This window comes from Mucilaginibacter sabulilitoris (assembly GCF_034262375.1).
GTDB lineage: Bacteria > Bacteroidota > Bacteroidia > Sphingobacteriales > Sphingobacteriaceae > Mucilaginibacter > Mucilaginibacter sabulilitoris.
In genome coordinates this window covers 6,667,291-6,686,827 of sequence record NZ_CP139558.1, presented here as the reverse complement: position 1 = coordinate 6,686,827, position 19,537 = coordinate 6,667,291, and the positions used below count along the sequence as shown (strand labels likewise).

The 19,537-nt window shown below is 41.7% G+C and carries 13 protein-coding genes; 12 read left to right on the top strand and 1 reads right to left on the bottom strand.

What is annotated here, in order from left to right; genetic code table 11:
• The first annotated feature begins 132 nt into the window (after positions 1-132).
• Complete coding sequence (locus SNE25_RS28170; RefSeq protein WP_321562350.1) at positions 133-2,619, top strand: beta-galactosidase; 2,487 nt, start codon at positions 133-135, stop codon at positions 2,617-2,619.
• 64 nt (positions 2,620-2,683) lie between these two features.
• Here SNE25_RS28170 and SNE25_RS28165 read toward each other — a convergent pair whose 3' ends face one another.
• Entirely contained in the window at positions 2,684-3,670 is a 987-nt protein-coding gene (locus SNE25_RS28165; protein ID WP_321562349.1) for a 3-keto-disaccharide hydrolase, read from the bottom strand.
• 216 nt (positions 3,671-3,886) lie between these two features.
• Here SNE25_RS28165 and SNE25_RS28160 point away from each other — a divergent pair, with 216 nt between their 5' ends.
• From SNE25_RS28160 to SNE25_RS28110, 11 genes are all read left to right on the top strand, one after another.
• On the top strand, positions 3,887-4,480 hold the full coding sequence (locus tag SNE25_RS28160; RefSeq protein WP_321562348.1) for an RNA polymerase sigma factor: 594 nt from the start codon (positions 3,887-3,889) through the stop codon (positions 4,478-4,480).
• Between the two features lie 101 nt (positions 4,481-4,581).
• On the top strand, positions 4,582-5,757 hold the full coding sequence (locus SNE25_RS28155) for a FecR family protein (RefSeq protein WP_321562347.1): 1,176 nt from the start codon (positions 4,582-4,584) through the stop codon (positions 5,755-5,757).
• Positions 5,758-5,981: 224 nt separating this feature from the next.
• Positions 5,982-9,404 carry a TonB-dependent receptor gene (locus SNE25_RS28150; RefSeq protein ID WP_321562346.1) on the top strand — a complete coding sequence of 1,141 codons (3,423 nt, stop codon included), beginning with the start codon at positions 5,982-5,984 and terminating at the stop codon, positions 9,402-9,404.
• 10 nt (positions 9,405-9,414) lie between these two features.
• A complete protein-coding gene (locus SNE25_RS28145) occupies positions 9,415-11,136 on the top strand; it encodes a RagB/SusD family nutrient uptake outer membrane protein (RefSeq protein WP_321562345.1) in 1,722 nt (573 codons plus the stop codon).
• Between the two features lie 55 nt (positions 11,137-11,191).
• A complete protein-coding gene (locus SNE25_RS28140) occupies positions 11,192-11,314 on the top strand; it encodes a hypothetical protein (protein WP_321561241.1) in 123 nt (40 codons plus the stop codon).
• Between the two features lie 56 nt (positions 11,315-11,370).
• Positions 11,371-11,514, top strand: a complete 144-nt coding sequence (locus tag SNE25_RS28135) for a hypothetical protein (protein ID WP_321562136.1) — start codon at positions 11,371-11,373, stop codon at positions 11,512-11,514.
• Positions 11,515-11,928: 414 nt separating this feature from the next.
• Complete coding sequence (locus SNE25_RS28130; protein ID WP_321562344.1) at positions 11,929-12,666, top strand: SGNH/GDSL hydrolase family protein; 738 nt, start codon at positions 11,929-11,931, stop codon at positions 12,664-12,666.
• A 10-nt stretch (positions 12,667-12,676) separates the two neighbouring features.
• Positions 12,677-13,912 carry an MFS transporter gene (locus SNE25_RS28125; protein ID WP_321562343.1) on the top strand — a complete coding sequence of 412 codons (1,236 nt, stop codon included), beginning with the start codon at positions 12,677-12,679 and terminating at the stop codon, positions 13,910-13,912.
• A gap of 50 nt (positions 13,913-13,962) precedes the next feature.
• Positions 13,963-15,975 (top strand): FAD-dependent oxidoreductase, encoded by a 2,013-nt coding sequence (locus tag SNE25_RS28120; protein WP_321562342.1) that lies wholly within the window; start codon positions 13,963-13,965, stop codon positions 15,973-15,975.
• Between the two features lie 51 nt (positions 15,976-16,026).
• Positions 16,027-17,661, top strand: coding sequence for an FAD-dependent oxidoreductase (locus SNE25_RS28115; protein WP_321562341.1), 1,635 nt, complete (start codon positions 16,027-16,029; stop codon positions 17,659-17,661).
• Between the two features lie 107 nt (positions 17,662-17,768).
• A complete protein-coding gene (locus SNE25_RS28110; protein ID WP_321562340.1) occupies positions 17,769-19,517 on the top strand; it encodes a GxGYxYP family putative glycoside hydrolase in 1,749 nt (582 codons plus the stop codon).
• The last annotated feature ends 20 nt before the right edge of the window (positions 19,518-19,537 follow it).

Genomic DNA, 19,537 nt, shown 5'->3' with positions numbered 1-19,537 from the left:
ATTGGCAGCTTGCTATCACTTTCTTACAATTCCACACCTTTCGCGTTATGGGACATGGTAATAGCCGTGCGCTATTTACTGTGCCCTTGCGAGGAGGAGCCAATCATTTATAAACAATTTAATTTATGTAACATGAATATTTACTTCATTAAAAGATATCCGTGTGTACCTATATGGAAGGTTTGTTTAGTGCTTTTTACGTTGCTAATAGTTACCCGTTCAGGTTACGCACAGGTAACTAATTACATGATAGATATTAGCAAAGGCCTGCAAAGCCAGCCTGTAAATCTTGATAAGATGGGAGGGATCAATCCAAATGGAGAACACATAACGGTTAACAGCGAATATATAACCAGGGGCGGGATCCCGATAATTCCAATTACGGGCGAAATGCATTATACCCGGTATCCCAATCAGTATTGGGATGAGTCTATAAAAAAGTTGAAAGCGGGCGGTATCAATATGGTTGCCACTTATGTTTTCTGGAATATACATGAGGAAAAAGAGGGTAAGTTTGATTGGAGCGGGGACAAGGATCTGCGAAAATTTATTGAACTATGTGCCAGCAATAACATACAGGTAATTGTCAGGATAGGGCCTTTTGACCACGGGGAAATACGTAATGGGGGAATTCCGGACTGGTTATTGGGCAAACCTTTAACTATAAGAACCAATGATCCACTATATCTTCATTATGTAGAGTTGCTGTACAATGAAATAGGTAAACAGTTAAAAGGATTGTATTACAAAGACGGCGGGCCAATTGTTGCTGTTCAGCTGGAAAATGAATACCAGCATGCGGCCTCGCCCTGGGGGCTTACCTATCCCGGTCAGCCCTATGACTTTACCGTTGCCGATCGTGACCGCAGCACCACGCAGGAGGGGGTAGGGATAGCTTCTAAAGACAATCCTTACGCAAACCTGGGCAATGATCACATGCGTACACTGAAAGCGCTTGCTGTTAAGGCGGGCATTATTGCACCTTTATATACCGCTACAGGCTGGGGTTATGCTGCTATAATTCCCGGCGAAACCCTGCCGGTTACCGCCGCCTATGCCTACCCAACCTGGACAGCCAAAAGAGAACTTTCTCCGTTTTATTTATATAAAGATCTGCATTCCGATCCTGATTATTCGCCGGTGCGTTATAAAGCAAATGATTACCCCGCTTTTGCTGCCGAACTCGGATCGGGGATTATGACAACATACACCCGGCGTCCTCTTGTTCCCGAGAAAAGCCTTGACGCGCTTATTAATCGCTGTATTGGCGGTGGGGCCAATGGTATAGGCTATTACATGTATCATGGCGGATCAACCCCCGTTGCCGACCGCTATTTTTTTAATGACGAAGCTTATGGTTACCCAAAAATATCCTACGATTTTCAGGCCCCGGTAGGAGAGTACGGGCAGATTCGGCCGTCATTTAACAGACTTAAACTGATCCACTTTTTTATCAATGATTTTGCACCGCAATTGGCTCCAATGGTTACAACGTTGCCCGGAAATGTCGCTCAGCTAAAGCCTGACAATATGGATGAACTCCGTTATGCTGTCCGTTCCTCCGGAAACTCCGGTTTTCTTTTCCTGAATAATTTCCAGGATAATTCGAAAAATCATGATTTAAACGCGGTAAGGATAAATGTTAAAGTTAAAGGAGGTGTAATTAATATACCTGAAACCGGAGGATTGAATATTAAGGCAGAAGAAAATGCTATACTGCCATTTAATTTTGATGTGCATGGTACTAATTTAATTTATGCCACAGCACAGTTATTGGCAAAAGGGGATGATCCGGCTAATCCTTACTATGTGTTTTTTAACCCGGAGGGTATAAACCCAGAGTTTTGTTTTTCAAAAGGAAATGTGAACATTAAACCAATTACCGGCAGCAAAACAACAACGCGCGATGGGAAAATATTTGTAAACTGTATTACCGATAAGCCTGCCGGTTTCGTACTCCAGGGAAAAGACGGGATTAAAATAAACATACTGGTAATTAACAAAGCTATGGCGCTGAGATGTTATCTGCAGGAATGGAAAGGCGGGCGTCATTTAGTATTTACAGATGCTTTGGTTTTAACAACCGATAAATCGGCCGAAATGCTAAGCACTGGCCATGATCAATATAACTTTTCTGTATACCCGAAAATTCACTCCTTGCCTCAAATTGATCGCGGCAAGCTCACAGAAACCGGAACTGACAAACTGTTCTCCAACTATGCAGTTGAATTGCTTCCGGCAAACCTATCGCCTGTGTTTTCAAAATCTGGAACCCGCAAGTTGATGGTAAATCTTCCCGAAACATTACCCGTAGGCTTGAATGACATATTCCTGAAAATAGATTATATAGGGGATACAGGAATGGGTTTTCTGGACGGGAATTTGGTTACTGATGAATTTTATAAAGGCATCCCATGGGAAATTGGCTTAAAGCGTTTTATCAAAAAAGTTAAAGATAACCAGTTTGGTTTTTATTTTAGGCCTATTATGAAAGGTGCTCCGTACCTGGTTGATCTGCCTGCATCAGTTGCTGATATGGCGGATAAGGGGAAACAAACACTTCAGATTAACGGGGTAACATTTACACCCGAATACAAGTCGGTTATCAGTTTTAAATAAAAATAGCCAGCAGGAATAAACATTCTGCTGGCTTTTTATAATATAACGCACCGGGTGCAATAGGTTAGTTTGCAGGAGTGATAACGATGTTTCGGTAATCAATAGGTCCATGATCGCCCTGAATAAGTAATGGTCCGGGTTCACCTTCCTGGCTGTTAATGGCACCACCGGTAATTCCTGGTATCTCTTGCCTGCATATCACCATTGTTCCGTTGGCAATAATGGTAACTAACCTGCCTACTAAAGTAATATCATATGATTGCCACTGGCCGGCATCTTTTGCCATCATTTTATTTGGTGGCAAAAAACCATAGATAGAACTGAACTGATTATTAATAGGTTCCGGCTCGCCGGTTTTGGTGTCAATAACCTGTACTTCATATCTGCCGCGCAGATATATACCGCTGTTGCTGCCTTTCTGATAGCGAAACTCAATATGTAGTTTAAAGTCGGTAAAGGTTTTGTCAGTTATCAGGTTAGCTCCGGAATGCAGGCTTCTTAAAATCCCGGATTCAACTGTCCATTGATTCTTGCCATCGGTGTGCCAGCCTTTGGTATCTTTTCCGTTGAATAGGCTGATAGGTTTACCCCAAACCGGCGCTTTAGTCCTTGTGAGCAAAGGCGCCCTTACACCGGTAAAGTTATAGGAGGCTCCATCGGTATAAACCATGGTGCCTTTTATTTTATCGCCGGAAACCTCGAATTCAAAATCCATGTTGCGGGCGCCTTCTTCCCACTGAGGTGGAATAGAGAAACTGTATTTGCCATCATGCGGTTTAACCTCTGTAATGGGGCGTGCACTACCAAACGCGTATGTAAAACGACCAATAAGTGTATGGAAACCAGATTTTTGTACCTCTAACCAGGATGGCAGGCTTTTACCTCCCTTTTCCATGGTGATGTCCCATCTCCCAATTACATCCGGATCTTTTGTTATTCCTGCCGCCTGCGCTGACGCATTTGTAGCTGAAAAAAGAAATAATGATAAAATAATTTGTGTCAGGATAGCCCTGGTAACACACTTGCTGCTTAATACGGTTAAGTTTTTCATTAAATGCTATTTTATGAATTCTAAATCTACAAACTATCATTCAATTTTTTGCAGTTTAATCATGTATGTCATTTAGTAGAAAAAATTGGATATTGATGGGGTTTAAAATGCTTTTTTTTCTTGTAGAAGTAGTTTTTATAAGATGAATCGTATGTTTGCTACAGAATTTATTTTAAATTCACCCTACTTTAAATTAATTTTAAGCCTTGGCCATCCTTGCCTATCAAAAGTATTCATAATGAAGCCGAACTCCTTAATGGAATAGCCAGAGATGACGAAAAATCTTTTGCTGAGTTGTTTTATGGCTATCATCAGAGCTTAGGCGAATATGTTTTTTTGGTCACGGATTCTCGTGAAATGGCCAAAGAAATTATTCAGAATGTATTTATCAAAATATGGGAAATACGTACAACTTTACCAGAAATAAAAAATTTTAGTTCCTGGCTTTTTATCACAACTCGTAATTTTACGTTGAACGCCATTCGCGCAACTGTTCGTGAACAGCATCGAAAAAAAACATTTCAATTGCAATTGCCCCAGGAAGAAACTGAACCTTCTCCTGATCATAATTACGACCAGTTCGAACCAATTATTGAACAGGCAATCGCCCAATTACCTCCTCAGCAGAAGCGTGTTTTTGTACTTAAACAGCAAGGATGCAAAAATGCGGATATCGCTAATGAATTGGGGATTTCACCACAATCAGTAATTAAATATCAGCAAATAGCTATTAAAGCAATCTCTCGTTTTGTTAAAGCACACAGCGAGTTAACCGTAATAATTGCTATCATCGCTGTTCTGAAAAAATAATTTTTCAATTTCAATATCCACTTTTTAGTATATCGGTGTCTTTAGGATAATATTGCTTAAAAAGTAGCACAACCTGAAATCTAATTATTGAATTTACTGGTATGACAAACAAGAGGCTGGATTTTTTATTTCAACGATTTCTCCACCGTGAAGTAACTGCGGCGGAAAAAGAAGAATTAATGGATCTTGTAGCTGATGATCGAAATGAGCAACAGGTAAATGTATTATTAGAAGAATCGTGGAATAAACATGATTTCTCAGGAAATTTCTTAACTGCCGAAGAAAGCGATCAGCTTTTAACGGATATTACCATGGCAAAAGAACCAGCAGCCATGGTTCGTCCTATAAAAATATGGTACCGGTACGCCGTTGCTGCATCGCTGATAATTTTTCTTAGCGTTGGCGCATATCTTTTAACTTACAGAGGCTCCAAAGACCAGGTAATGAAACAGCCGGTCGCCAGTTTAGAAAAAGGTATTAATAAGGCCATACTGACCCTGGCGAACGGAAAAAAAATAGATCTCAATGGTGCAAAGTCAGGTGAATTGGTTAAGGAAGCAGGCCTAAAAATCTATAAAGACAAACAAGGCAGACTAACGTATGTAGTGCAGGGGGGAGATAGCGATGCTACCCAGTCTGTCAGTTACAATACAACGGAGACACCAAGAGGCGGTCAATGGCATTTGATTTTGGCCGATGGAACCAATGTTTGGTTGAATGCCGCTTCATCTATACGTTATCCAATCCGTTTTGCCGGGGGAGAAAGAAATGTTGAACTTTCGGGTGAAGCTTATTTTGAAGTCGCCAAGAATAAAGACATGCCATTCATCGTGAAAACTGATTATACCACGATAAAGGTTTTGGGCACACACTTTAATGTAAATGCGTATGGCGGAGGTGCAGAAACAAAAACAACCCTCTTGGAGGGCACGGTACAAACAGCAAATAGTAGTTCAACAATGCTTTTAAAACCAGGCCAACAGTCAATTACAAAAAACAGCACCAGTGATATTCAAGTAAAGAACGTAAATACTTACGAGTCAGTAGCCTGGAAGAATGGCTACTTCATTTTTCATAATGATAACATTAAAACGATTATGGACCAACTGGTAAGATGGTATGACATTGACGTTAGTTATCAGGGTGACGTAATGCAAAAAAGTTTTGATGGTACCTATTCAAATTCAAAAGATATTACAGAATTGTTAAATGCACTCGAACAAACAGGAACTATTCATTTTAAGATGAAAGGAAGGAGGGTAGTTGTTATGCCATAATATAACGTCGTAACAATACCTAAAACCAGGAGCGATGGCGCGCTCCCGGTTGGTAAGCTTTTAGCCTATATTAGGTAGTATTAATATCGATTTTACCAATTATAATTTAACCTAACATTCAAATGTATAAAAATTTTACTGCAATAAAATGCAGGTGGCTTCTTATTACCCATTTTTACTCAAAAGCCACTGCTTTCTGTCTGTCTTTAATATTATGTACCCTAATGTTTTTCGGTGCATATGCACAGGGAGCTCCTCCAAAAATTACGTTAAACGTTACTAATGCGTCATTAGAAAATGTAGTGGCGAGCATTCAGCAACAAAGCGGATATGATTTTGTTTATGCAGCCAATTTATTAAAAACGGGTAAGCCTGTTACCATAACAATCAGCAGCAACTCAATTAACGATGTTATGGATAAGTGTTTATCGGGGCAGCCCCTAACTTATACCATTACCCGTAAAACAGTTACTATAAAATCAAAAACGCCTACTTCAGCTCCTGCAACAGAAAAAGAACCATCTCGTGTTTCCGGATTGGTCACTGATGAGAAGAACCAACCGTTACCGGGAGTGACTGTTAAAGACAAGCTAAGCGGAAAAATTAGTGTGACCGATAACGACGGCCACTATCAATTTGCGGTTGAAAGCAATGCAGTGCTTGTTTTTTCTTTTATAGGGTATGAAAGGCTCGAAATACCCCGCCAGGAGAAGACAGATATTAACGTTACAATGAAACCACAAAATTCTGGGCTTAACGAGATAGTTGTAATCGGTTATGGCACTACAAAAAAATCAGACCTTACAGCTTCTGTGTCTTCAATATCTAAAGAAGCCCTATCACAACGCACACTCTTTTCTTTTGCCGACGCTATTAAAGGTAAGGCGGCTGGCGTGCAAATTACACAAAATGATGGTACTCCCGGTTCAGACAATACAATTCGGATTCGGGGAGCCAGTTCTGTCAGTGCAAGTAGTACGCCGTTATATGTAATTGACGGTGTTTTACAGGATGATGCTAATAACATTAGTCCCGGTGATATTGAAAATATCGAAATACTAAAAGACGCGTCTGGCACAGCAATATATGGGTCACGCGGCGCCAACGGTGTCATATTAATCACAACCAAGAGCGGCAAATCAGGAAAGGCACAGGTTGAACTTTATAACAACACAGGTTACCAAACCCCGGCGCATTTGTATAATCTAATGAACTCATCAGAGTATGTTCACCGACAATATTTAGCCAATTATGTTTACGCACCGGCAAGTTCTGTAGACCCGAATACGCCAGCCTCAACCTTAACCGGGTATAATTATTACCGCGATACTCCTTTGGGAACGCCAGGAGGTTTTTGGGGTGTTCCAACAGATTCTCCATATAGTACATGGCAAAATTATACCAGCCCTGATTCTGTGAATACTGATTGGCAAAAAGCCATGTTTCAACACAGTCTTGTACAAGAATATAGACTTAGTGTGCAAGGAGGAACAAAGGATACAAAATACGCTTTTATGGGAGGATATCTTAATCAAGGAGGTTTAATTGTTTTCAGTGATTACCAGCGCTATAATGGCCGCTTTAATTTTCAACAAAACCTGGCAAAAAATGTAACAGTAACCAGCAACATTTCTTTTACCAGAAGTAATACCGATGGGTTCATTCCAACTACAAGCGCGCTTAATGGTGGAATTGTATCAAATCCCATTATTACCGCCATGTTGCAGCAACCCCCAGCAAATCCGCTTTCGTTTACTGACATTGAGGACAATGCCCAGCAAGCAGGTTACATAACCACCAATCCCTATTCATTGGCCAAATATGTAACCAATAACCGGAACATTAGCGAACTCATTACCAGGTTGGCTTTAGATTGGACCATAGATGATCATTTCAGTTTCAGATCAACCGGAACACTTACTTACACTAATGCTAACACGGACTCCTATTATCCAAAAAATGTTTCTGCCGGTTCTAAATTTAACGGGAGAGCTTTATTGTCAAGAGGTGTAACCAACAGGTATTTAAATGAAAACTTACTTTATTACAAAACACAAATCAATAAGGATAATCGTATTAATGCTTTTGTCGGGGCCACATTTGAACAAAGTAAGTATAGCCTGATCACAGCTGAAAATCAGAACTATAACGTGGAAACTCTGGGTGTATTTGGACTGTCAAATGGCACAACCCCCATCATTCCAACTTACAACATTGCTAAATGGACGATGGCTTCATTTTTAGGGAGGGCAGAGTATTCATTCAAAAATAAATATCTGTTTACCGCAACAATGCGCGCCGATGGATCTTCCCGGTTTAGCGGCGCAAATAAATGGGGTTATTTTCCGTCGGCTGCGTTGGCCTGGCGCGCTTCAGAAGAGAAATTTATAAAATCAATAAGTACGCTAAGTAATCTTAAATTCCGGGCAAGTATTGGCCAAAGCGGAAATACGGCTATTCCTTCATATCTAACCTTGTCAACGATTGCCACGTATTTTTCGCCGATCAATGGCAATACACCCTCGTACGGTGTAGTTGTGGATAGGCCCGAAAACCTTTCACTTAAATGGGAAACAACAACGCAGGTAGACGGCGGAATGGATCTGGGATTGTTTCATGACCGGCTTAGTTTAACGGTTGACTGGTACTTGAAACGAACCAAAGATCTGCTGATACAAAAAGTGACTCCGGGATATACCGGCTATCGTAACACCTGGACAAACTTAGGATCCATTCAAAACAGTGGCCTGGAAGTCGATATTAACGGACTAATTATTACCAAGCAAAACTTTTCCTGGAATATAGGTGCCAATATTGGATTCAACAGATCAAAGGCCATCCAAATTGGCGATCAATTGAGTTTAGCACCTGGAGTGGTGTCAGGTATTGGAACATCAGCTATTATTCAAAACGGCCAGCCTCTTGGCCAATGGTATGGTTACAAAACAAATGGCATTTTCCAATCACAAGCGGAAATCAATGCCTCGGGCTTAACCGAAATTAATGGAATCGCCATTAGCGCGGTACGACCGGGCACCAGAAAATTTATTGACATTAATGGCGATAATAAAATTGATGCCAATGACAGGACCATATTAGGGCAGGGGCAGCCCGCTTTTACCGGTGGTCTTACTAACTCGGTTACTTATAAAGGGTTTAATCTTAACGTTGTTTTACAATATAGCTATGGAAATAAGATTTACAATGCCAACCGGGTGGCTTTAGAATCAGGCAGGAATGTCAACAATTCAAATGCAGTTCTTGCCAACTCCTGGCGTCCTAACTTATATGATAATACCACCGGAGCGTTAGTAGAAACCGGAAACCCGAACAATAGTTATAGAATGCCCGGAAGCCCCGAAGAGAATTTAATGCTTTCAGACTGGATCGAAGATGGGGCCTATCTGCGTTTGAGCGATGTAACCCTGTCCTATCAGTTCAAATCCAAATTTATTTCCAGAGTAGGATTACGGGGGCTAACACTTTTCGGGAGCGGTAAAAATCTTTGGCTTTGGTCAAAATATACCGGTTATGACCCGGAAGTTAACACGCGGCAAGGCGGTTTCGGCGATCTGATGCCATCACTTGATTATGCATCTTATCCACGGTCAAGAGTTTATTCATTAGGTATCAGGGCTCAATTTTAAATAAAAAAAAATGAGAAATTATTACAAAAACATCATAAAAATTGCGGCGGCTTGCATCGTGCTGACTTTCAGTAACAGCTCCTGTAAAAAGTTTTTGGCAGAAAAACCAGAAACTCAATATACAACCAGTAGCTTCTTTATAGATAAAACATCATTAGACGCCGGTGTAGTGGGAATATATTCATCAGTTAAGGATTTATTTGGTGTTTATACCAACACACCTCTGTTCATGACTGAGATAGGAACCGATGAAGCGATGTTCAAAGGCACATCCGGTGTAAGATATAATTTTGACCGGTCCACATTTTCTCCGAGCGAAGGAGCAATTGACGAATTTTGGATACGGCATTATGAGATTGCTGCAAGAGCAAATAGTATAATCGCAGCTGCAAATAACGTCACTAACATTTCAACAGCCGATAGAAATGCAATTATTGGCGAAGCAAGATTTTTGCGGGCCTATGTCTATTTTCGGCTGGTTCAAACGTTTGGTGAGCTGCCGATAACCGATAAGCCTGTTACCGGAGATTTTGATTACGGAAAACCACGGCAATCAATCAAAGAGGTTTATGACTTTATTATTGGTGATTTACTTTTTGCAACAAGCGGCGTATTGCCTACGGCAAAAACCAATAACGGCCATGCCAACCACTGGGCAGCAAAAGCATTATTAGGCAAAGTTTATCTGACCATGGCCTCGGCAAAAGAAACAGCCATGAATAAAACTGTTGGAAAAGTTGACGGCTATAAAACAATTACTGAAAGTACAAACGATCTATATACTAAAGCCTGGACAGTTTTAAAAGATGTAAAAGATAATAGTGGTGCTACCTTATTACCTGTTTATGGTGACGTTTTTAAAATAGAGAACAAAAATATCAATCAGGAATCGCTTTGGGAATTACAGTTCAGCACGGTGGTGCCTTATGGTACCCAGTGGACAAAAGAATATGGTATGGTGGGTAGTGGCACCATCAATGGTAATCCAGCCTATTATACCAATTCGTTGATCGGGCAAGGGAACCTGGTTTACGTTCCTAAGTTCTATAAATATTATAAACCAACTATAAAAAGCATTGATTATGATAAACGACGGGTTTGGAACCTGGCAGACTCACTGGTTAATGTAGTTAATAATGTACCGGCTACACTTACTTATATCTGGGGCACAACCTCTACACCAGATTCTTATAACCAGATCGTACTCGGGCGTTGTGGGGTGACCAAATACCGCTGGGGGGCATCATGGCATACAACCTCGCAGTACCTGTATTCCAATGCTCCCAACAATGTTATTGTGCTGAGATTTGCCGATGTGTTGCTCATGTTTGCAGAAGCAGACTATAAAAAGAATGGAACGATCTCTGATGAAGGGTTAGCGGCTATAAACCTGGTACGACAACGGGCGAGGGGGTTGGATGCTACCGGTAATCCTATAAAAGAAACAGCAACACCAGGTTTTAACAACTATACTGCTTCAGATATTACCATTGATGAGATATTAATGGAACGAGCCCGGGAACTCTGTTTTGAATTTCAACGATGGTTTGATCTTACGAGAACAGGTAAGTTTGAGGATTTTCTGGAAAAGACAAGATCTCCTACCGACACCAAAATTGTGAATACCAGCACCAGCTTTAACCCGGAAAAGCACTACTTGTTTCCGATTCCGCAGGCAGAGTTAGATCTCTCGACCAATAAAGATAATTTCAAGCAAAATCCTAACTACTGAGTGTCGCGAGCAAATCAGAGGTTCGCAGAACCACTGATTGCGAGCTGTATAAAAGATGAGGGACGGCCCCTCGGTATCGGCTTACAGGAGCGGGTACCAAACCGCCGCTAAGCTGCTTTGGTTAAGTGCCTTGGTAGTGAGCGTTAGCGGAAAAGGCATCATTAAAGGTGTCAGGTAAGTGTTAAGAAGGTGAACGCAAGTGAACCACTGATGAGGCATCGAAAGGATTAGACGATGTCAAAACCGGGTAACAGTAGCGACCCAGGGACAAGCAAGGCGGGAACCTGTTTACTGGCTTTGCGGCATCCGGTGTATAAGTGGCACGAGCTTAACACAGGCTTTTGTATGGAACGCGAGAACCTGTCGCCATCATGTTAAGGGAAAACCTCAAGTCGGTGCACCGGCAAGAGGGAAAGTACCGATGGATGGCACGGGGGCGGAACATCCCGTATTAGTAATGAAGTTCCTGTAATGGGAATGGAGCGAAGGGGATGTATTAACAGGCTTTCTATATCCGGCGCAAAACTGAGCGATCAGGAGGTAGCAAAGGATGAAAGCAAAACACGCGGAGTCAAGGACAGACCCCGGTGTATTAGTTAATAAGAGCCGTGTGATGGGAGACTATCAAGCACGGTTCTATGAGGGACTTGGGGTGAAATTCCCCAGGTCTACTCGACAAAAATAAATATTAGTAACTAAAACCAATAAATGGCTACCAGGACAATTGTTGTTTCGGTAGCCATGATCATGCCCTTATGAGTCGCCCCGAATCATTAAACAAACAGAAACATTATGGTAAAAATGGATCGTAAAAAATTTCTCTTCAGCACAATAAGCACCGTTGCCGGATTTTCCTTTCCCGGCTTATTATGTGCATTTGGTGACAAGACAGTTATAGAAGATGTATCAGTTTTCAACTCAGGTGTATCAGGCAATAATACAAACAACCTGATTGCAAGGCTGCAACCTGATTGCCTGAGCCATAATCCAACACTGACCATCCTGATGATTGGTACCAATGATATGAATAATGGCAAATATGTTCCGCTGGAAAAATACCATCAAAACCTCGGTAAGCTGGTTGAACTTATCACCTCATCCGGCAGTAAGGTGCTGTTGTTAACTATTCTCCCATTTTATGAACCTTATTTACTCACCCGTCACCCGGCTTCATTTTTTGAACCCCAGGGACCGTCTGGCAGGCGAACCGAATTAAACCAGGTGATTAAAACTGTTGCCAAAAAGTATAATACTTCCTTTTTCGATGCAGGGATCCTCTTTGAAAAAGTGGGGAAAATAGGAACAGACAAGGACTGTTTAATCAGGAATGAAGCAAACAGCGGTAAAACCGATGGTGTGCATCCAACACCCAACGGATACCGTTTTCTGGCATTGTCCGTCAGCCAGTTTATCCAGTATAATCAGTTGCCTGCCAGTCGTATTGTTTGTTTCGGCGATAGCATAACCCGTGGAGACGGCTCTGTAGACCATGAAAGCTACCCGGCCTATTTAAAAAAGTTATTATCATAAAAACACGTAAATGAAATATATACCAGAGAGCTCCTCTCTTAAAAAATTGTTGTCTATCCCTGTAGTTGTCGCTGCCCTGGGCTATTTTGTTGATATCTATGATCTGCTGTTGTTCAGCATTGTCAGGGTTCCCAGTTTAAAGGCATTGTACGTTCCGTCTACCCTCCTGTTAGAAAAAGGGATCTTTCTGATCAATGTACAAATGGCTGGTATGTTGCTTGGAGGTATCCTATGGGGTGTTATCGGTGATAAAAAAGGACGCCTTACGGTGCTGTTCGGTTCCATCTTATTGTATTCTATAGCCAATATTGCCAATGGCTTTGTGGCCAATGTTGATCAGTATGCCCTGCTCAGGTTCATTGCCGGGATTGGCCTGGCCGGAGAACTGGGCGCGGGAATCACCCTGGTAGCCGAGATCCTTCCTAAAGAGATCAGGGGATATGGAACTTCTATTGTTGCATCGGTTGGTGTGCTTGGCGCTGTGCTGGCATACCTGGTTGCAGATACGTTTGACTGGAAAATCGCTTATATTATTGGTGGGGTCCTGGGGCTGGCGCTCTTGGTACTTCGGTTTAATGTATTTGAGTCGGGAATGTTTAGCCACGTAAAAGAGAAAAAAGTTTCGAGAGGGAATTTTTTGTCGCTTTTTACTTCCGGTACTAAACTGATGAAATATGTGCGTTGTATCATGATCGGCCTGCCCATTTGGTTCGTTATTGGCGTTCTGCTCACGTTCTCACCTGAGTTTGGTAAAGTATTCGGTATTTCGGTTCCTGTTCAGGCCGGCAAAGCGGTAATGTTCGGCTACATCGGCCTGTCTCTGGGCGATCTTAGCAGTGGCCTGTTAAGTCAGCATTTCAAAAGCCGCAAAAAGGTAGTACTGATTTTTTTATTACTGACCAGCCTTTTTATCGCCCTGTTTTTATTGCAAAATTCAAAAGATGCTATAGTTTTTTATGGCCTATGCCTTTTCCTTGGGTTTTCGATTGGATTTTGGGCACTGTTTGTTACCATTTCGGCAGAGCAGTTTGGCACCAATATGCGAGCTACCGTGGCTACTACTGTGCCCAACTTTGTACGTGGCAGTGTTAATGTGATTACCCCTTTGTTCCTTTTGGGAAAAGGCTACTGGGGCATTACTGCATCGGCAGGTGCAGTGGGAGCACTTACCATTATTTTGGCGTTGCTGGCCTTATGGAAAATGGAGGAGACTTTTCATAAAGATCTCAATTACCTGGAAATCTAATCTGCCATTCAATTAAAAAAATTAATCAACCTTTTATAAAATTCAAAAACATGATTAAATTATTAAGAATATACATAGTCTTTATGGTGTTTCTTTCACTAAAGGTAAACGCGCAATCATCATATGATGTATGTGTATACGGAGGAACATCAGGCGGCGTAACCGCTGCTTATACCGCTAAAATGATGGGTAAATCAGTTCTCCTGATCGAGCCGGGTAAACACTTGGGTGGCTTGTCATCCGGTGGATTAGGTTATACCGATATCGGTAATAAATATGCAGTTACCGGATTAGGACTTGACTTTTATCGCCGTACAGGTAAATATTACGGACAGCTTGAATCATGGATTTTTGAACCACATGTGGCGGAGAATATATTTATGCAATATATCAACAAAGCGCATGTGCCGGTTTTATATCAATACCGTATTATCTCAGCTAAAAAAGTTAATCGTGTAATAAAGGAGATCGTACTTGAAAATTCTGACTCCAAATTAAAGCCTGCCAAAACCATCAGGGCAAAAGTTTTTATTGATTGCTCTTACGAAGGAGATTTAATGGCCAAAGCCGGAGTTTCTTATAAAGTAGGGCGCGAAGACGCCAGTGTATATGGAGAAAGCTATAATGGTGTACAGGTACAACCCGCCGCAACACCACAGCATGGCAACCAGATACCGGATGGAGTGGACCCCTATAAAACCCCGGGCGATCCCAAAAGTGGTTTGCTATGGGGAATAAGCAATGCTCCTTTAGCATCAATAGGGACGGGGGACAACCACGTTCAGGCTTATAATTTCCGGATCTGTTTAACGGATGACCCAGCTAACCGTATTACCATTGCCAAACCCCCGGGTTATGACCCCGTTCGTTATGAATTGCTTCCCCGTTATATCGCTAAATTAACCGATACGAATGATATCCGCGAGATCCTGAAATTTGACCTGATGCCCAATCATAAAACAGACATCAACAATGGTGGCGGCTTTTCAACCGATATGATTGGCTATAATTGGGATTACCCGAATGCCGGCTACAAGAAAAGGGCGGAGATTCAAAAAATGCACGAATTATATGATAAGGGTTTATTATACTTTATACAACATGATCCGCGTATTCCGGCAGCTATGAGGAATTTCCTGTTAAACTGGGGATATCCCAAAGATGAATACCAGGATAACCATCATTGGAGCCCGCAAATGTATGTGCGGGAGGCACGCCGCATGATTGGTGAATATGTGATGACCCAGGCAAATTGTGAGCGCCGGGAAGTTGTTCCCGATGGGATAGGTATGGCTGCTTATGGCATGGACTCTCATAATACTCAACGGTTAGTAATTAATGGTATGGCTAAAAATGAGGGTGATGTGGAGAAGGGCGGGGTCGGGCCTTATCCCATTGCTTACCGGGCCTTAACTCCCAAAAGAAATGAATGCACCAATTTATTGGTTCCGGTATGTTTATCGGCAAGTCATATCGGCTACGGATCTATCCGGATGGAGCCTGTATTTATGGTGCTGGGACAGTCTTCGGCAACGGCAGCTGTACTGTCGGTAAACAACAATGCTCCTGTACAGGATGTCGATGTTAGTGAGATTCAGAAAATACTCAAACAAAACCCTTTGGTGGATGGTAGCCTGCCGGAAATGATTGTAGATAATAGCGATCAGCAGCATGTTGAGCTTACCGGAGACTGGGCCCTGGTGAAGGGCGGGTTTTATGGCCCGAATGCTTACATCTCGAATAAGGTTACCGACGCATACAAAGCGGTAAAGTTTACCCAGACAATTCCTCAAACCGGATATTATGAGATTTATACTTATGTCCTTCCTAAGTTAAATCAAGCGTCATCAAATATGGTTTGTATCGTAAATAATGGCAGTTTGGCTAAAGAGGTGGTTATTAATCATGATAAAATTATGGTCAGGGGGCAAACCTCAGGCGAATGGGTTAGCCTTGGGCGCTATCAAATGCTAAAGGGAAACAAAGCATCTGTAACCATCACCAATAAAAATGCCGATGGTGCCATTGCCGCGGATGCGGTATTGTTTTACCCATCAAAATAAATTCCCCTTTCCGATGATGTATCTATCAATAATAACTTTAAAAAATAAAAAATGAAAATAATTATTCGTTCATTGCTAATTTTAATAATAGCACTCTTCATAAATAAAACTTCTGTTGGCTTACCACAAAAAAATAAAAATAACACTTACGATGTTGTTATCTACGGTGGTACAGCATCTGGTGTAATGGCGGCAATAGCCTCTGCAAAAGAAGGGGCTAAAGTTGTTATACTTGAACCTAAATTACACATAGGGGGGATGGTAACAGGTGGATTAGCGGCCACTGATATTGGCCGACGATCAGTTATTGGCGGCTATCCGTTGGAGTTTTTCAAACGTTTGGGTAAGTATTACAATTACCAATCAATGACCAGGGATTCTATCGGATGGTTCCCGGAACCTCACGTCGCGGAATTAGTATTAAATCAAATGATCAAAGAAGCGGGCATTACCGTATACTATCAAAAAAGACTAAAAGAAAAAGGGGGTGTGAAAATAGAAGGTGGAAAAATTACCGGCCTTATTATGGAAAACGGTGACGAATTTACGGGGAAGGTGTTTATCGATGCGACTTATGAGGGCGATTTAATGGCTTTCGCCGGTGTATCTTACATTGTAGGTCGCGAAGCTAAAGAAGTATACAATGAGTATTCGGCCGGTATCAGGGATTCCTTTGGTTCTCAAAGCGCCTATGACGATGCTGGTAAGCTATTGCCCCGGGTACAAACGCAAGCGCCCGGCCCTGTGGGCTCTGGTGATACCAAAACCCAAGCATATAATTTTAGATTATCATTAACTAACGACCCTGGCAATTTGGTCCCGTTTCCAAAACCGGGACACTACGACACAAGGAGATATATTGACCTTTTAAGAACTACTTTAACATTGATCAATAAAGAAGGAGCTGTACAAGCTGCGGAACACATGTTTCCCGGAATGGGCAAGGTACCACATGATAAGGTAGATCTCAATGCAGCCGACTATGTTGGGGGCAACTGGGACTATCCAGATGGATCATATCAGCGCAGGAAGCAAATATGGGAAGATCACGTTGATTATGTTGCAGGATATATGTATTTCCTTGGTCACGATGAACATCTGCCACAAGCCTATCGTGATGCCATTAATCGCTGGGGGCTTTCCAAAGATGAGTTTATAGATAATCATAATTGGCCGTATGAACTTTATGTGAGAGAGGCAAGGCGCATGGTTGGGGTATATGTTATAACACAACACGATGTGGTGTCAGATATGCAAAAAACAGATGCCATTGGTTTAGGCTCTTATGGTCTGGATGTTCACCCGGTACAAGCCTGGGTTAATGATAAAGGATTACTAAAATATGAGGGACGGCCACAGCGCACTGAACAGGAAAGAATGAAGCATATCCCTTATCAAATTCCTTACCGGGCTATAATACCCAGGAAATCTGAAGTGAAGAATTTGCTGGTTCCGGTATGTTTGTCAGCCAGTCACGTGGCTTATTCTACGCTTAGGATGGAACCTCAGTTTATGATTCTTGGCCAGGCTGCCGGTACTGCTGCTTATCTGGCTGTAAAACAGCAAAAAACGGTGCAGGATATTGATATTAAAGAATTGGCAGCGCTGTTGCGTACCCGCGGTGCGTTTCTCGAATCTAAAATTAAAACCCTGGGCGATTTAAAACCAGGTATGGGTATTGATTAACATATTATAAGTGGAAACTATGATTACGGGATAAGCGTACTTATCCCGTAATTAATCTGCGTGTGTCTGAAGTATCCTTTGAAAATCCGCTCTCATAAAAATTTTATATGTGCCACATAGTAAAGCAAAACTATTCTGGATTAATACCTGTTTTCTTCTTGTTAATTATTTTACAGGTCATCCCAAGTCTGGTAACGGCACAGGAAACCAAACCGTTTTGGCCTTTGCAAAAAGCACCTAAATATGTGGTTACTTGTAAAATTCAAAATTTCTCAGATGTAGGTGAGATGAATCTCGCACAATCGGTATCTGGTCTGGCAGCCAAATCTGTCAATGAAGGCAGCAGTGATGAAGGTGTCTGGTTGAATTGTAGAAATGCCAATTATAAAACCTATTATCAATCCTTAATTAAGCGGATAGCTGCTAAAGAGAGAGGATTGTTTTCTGTATGGGAACTGGTTGGCCGTTATCAGCAACGTGGTATTATTGATGGGTACATTTTATATGATGTTAACAGGAGGGACAATTCGATCAATTTAGCCACTATTTACGCTTCAATAAAAAATGGGGTATTAATAGATATTTCACAGGAGGCAACAGCCATTCGTAAAGGGCTCCCCAAATTGTACGATGCAACAAAAAGTACGTTTGATTTGAAAGCTTTTCAATCCGTATCCGGTCAATTAAATTCCAATCTGCTCGTAGTAGCAAACCCCCGGTTTTCAAATAATAAAGACTTTGCCATAGCGCATAAATGCGCCATTTATTATGGCGTAGACAGCCTCTATTTGAACATTTTGAACTGGATCCAACCACTGTCGCCAATCATTGGATGGAATGTGGGTGATGAATTTAAACAGATAGAACCCTGTACAAGCCGGGGTTTAGTTAATATCCCGGCTGATTGGTGCGAGAATCTGGCTTTACTGTCAGCGGCCTCATCCCGGCAACCGGCAAAAGTTAAATCCATTAATCCCGGGCTAATTAACTGGCAAGAAGATAAAAACTATGAGGCCTTTGTAATGAGCGATGGCGACAATCTGCAATGGACGTTTGGCAGTTTTATTTATAGCAGGGATTACTGGAATAATCGGGCTAATGCGGCAATTCCCATGTCCTTTACTGCATGCCCTGTTAATTTAGTACAAGCCGCGGATGATGTATACGACCAGCTGGTACAATCTCAGCAGGCCAATGTATCGGTTGTAGAATATGGTGCGGGTTATTTTTATCCTGATTTGTTTGGCCGGAAAACGAAAGACGGCGAGAAGCTTTTACGAACCTATGCGAAAAAAATCAATGCGCAGCTAAAGCTCACAGGTGTAAAAGTTTTTGGATTTATCTGTAAGGACATCTCCTCAGCCGGTGCTTTAAAAGCATATCAAATTTATGCTGAAGAACTGGAAGGTATTACTGGTATCATAGCCGTACAATATTCGCCTTATAATGGCGGGCACGGCAAAATATTTTGGGTAAAAAACAAGGATGGGATAGAAATTCCTGTCATCACCGCGAAATATCAGCTGTGGGCCAACTTGAAAAGTAATGGTTCGGGCAACCCTGTGGAACTGGCTGACTTGATCAATCAGGATGATGCTCCGGCAGTTGGAAAGACCAAGCAATTGAACTGGACTATTGTACATGCCTGGTCCCAATATTATAATGAGAATGAAGATGTACCTAACAATGAAAGAGTTGCAATGAAAGGTGCCAGGGGCGTTACGCCGGTAAAGTGGACAAAACAATTACTGGATAAAACTGTCAAAGTAATATCTATAGAAGAGCTTTTATGGCGTTTGAGGATGCAACACAATAGCGTGGACACGAAAAGTGTTATAGATCATTCTCAATTTTAATTAGTCATCATTAGTCATTA

Coding starts and splice junctions, on each gene's coding strand:
- SNE25_RS28135 (WP_321562136.1), top strand. CDS start 11,371: ATGTCAAAACCGGGTAACAGTAGCGACCCAGGGACAAGCAAGGCGGGA.
- SNE25_RS28170 (WP_321562350.1), top strand. CDS start 133: ATGAATATTTACTTCATTAAAAGATATCCGTGTGTACCTATATGGAAG.
- SNE25_RS28140 (WP_321561241.1), top strand. CDS start 11,192: ATGAGGGACGGCCCCTCGGTATCGGCTTACAGGAGCGGGTACCAAACC.
- SNE25_RS28110 (WP_321562340.1), top strand. CDS start 17,769: ATGTGCCACATAGTAAAGCAAAACTATTCTGGATTAATACCTGTTTTC.
- SNE25_RS28145 (WP_321562345.1), top strand. CDS start 9,415: ATGAGAAATTATTACAAAAACATCATAAAAATTGCGGCGGCTTGCATC.
- SNE25_RS28155 (WP_321562347.1), top strand. CDS start 4,582: ATGACAAACAAGAGGCTGGATTTTTTATTTCAACGATTTCTCCACCGT.
- SNE25_RS28165 (WP_321562349.1), bottom strand. CDS start 3,670: ATGAAAAACTTAACCGTATTAAGCAGCAAGTGTGTTACCAGGGCTATC.
- SNE25_RS28125 (WP_321562343.1), top strand. CDS start 12,677: ATGAAATATATACCAGAGAGCTCCTCTCTTAAAAAATTGTTGTCTATC.
- SNE25_RS28120 (WP_321562342.1), top strand. CDS start 13,963: ATGATTAAATTATTAAGAATATACATAGTCTTTATGGTGTTTCTTTCA.
- SNE25_RS28115 (WP_321562341.1), top strand. CDS start 16,027: ATGAAAATAATTATTCGTTCATTGCTAATTTTAATAATAGCACTCTTC.
- SNE25_RS28130 (WP_321562344.1), top strand. CDS start 11,929: ATGGTAAAAATGGATCGTAAAAAATTTCTCTTCAGCACAATAAGCACC.
- SNE25_RS28150 (WP_321562346.1), top strand. CDS start 5,982: ATGTTTTTCGGTGCATATGCACAGGGAGCTCCTCCAAAAATTACGTTA.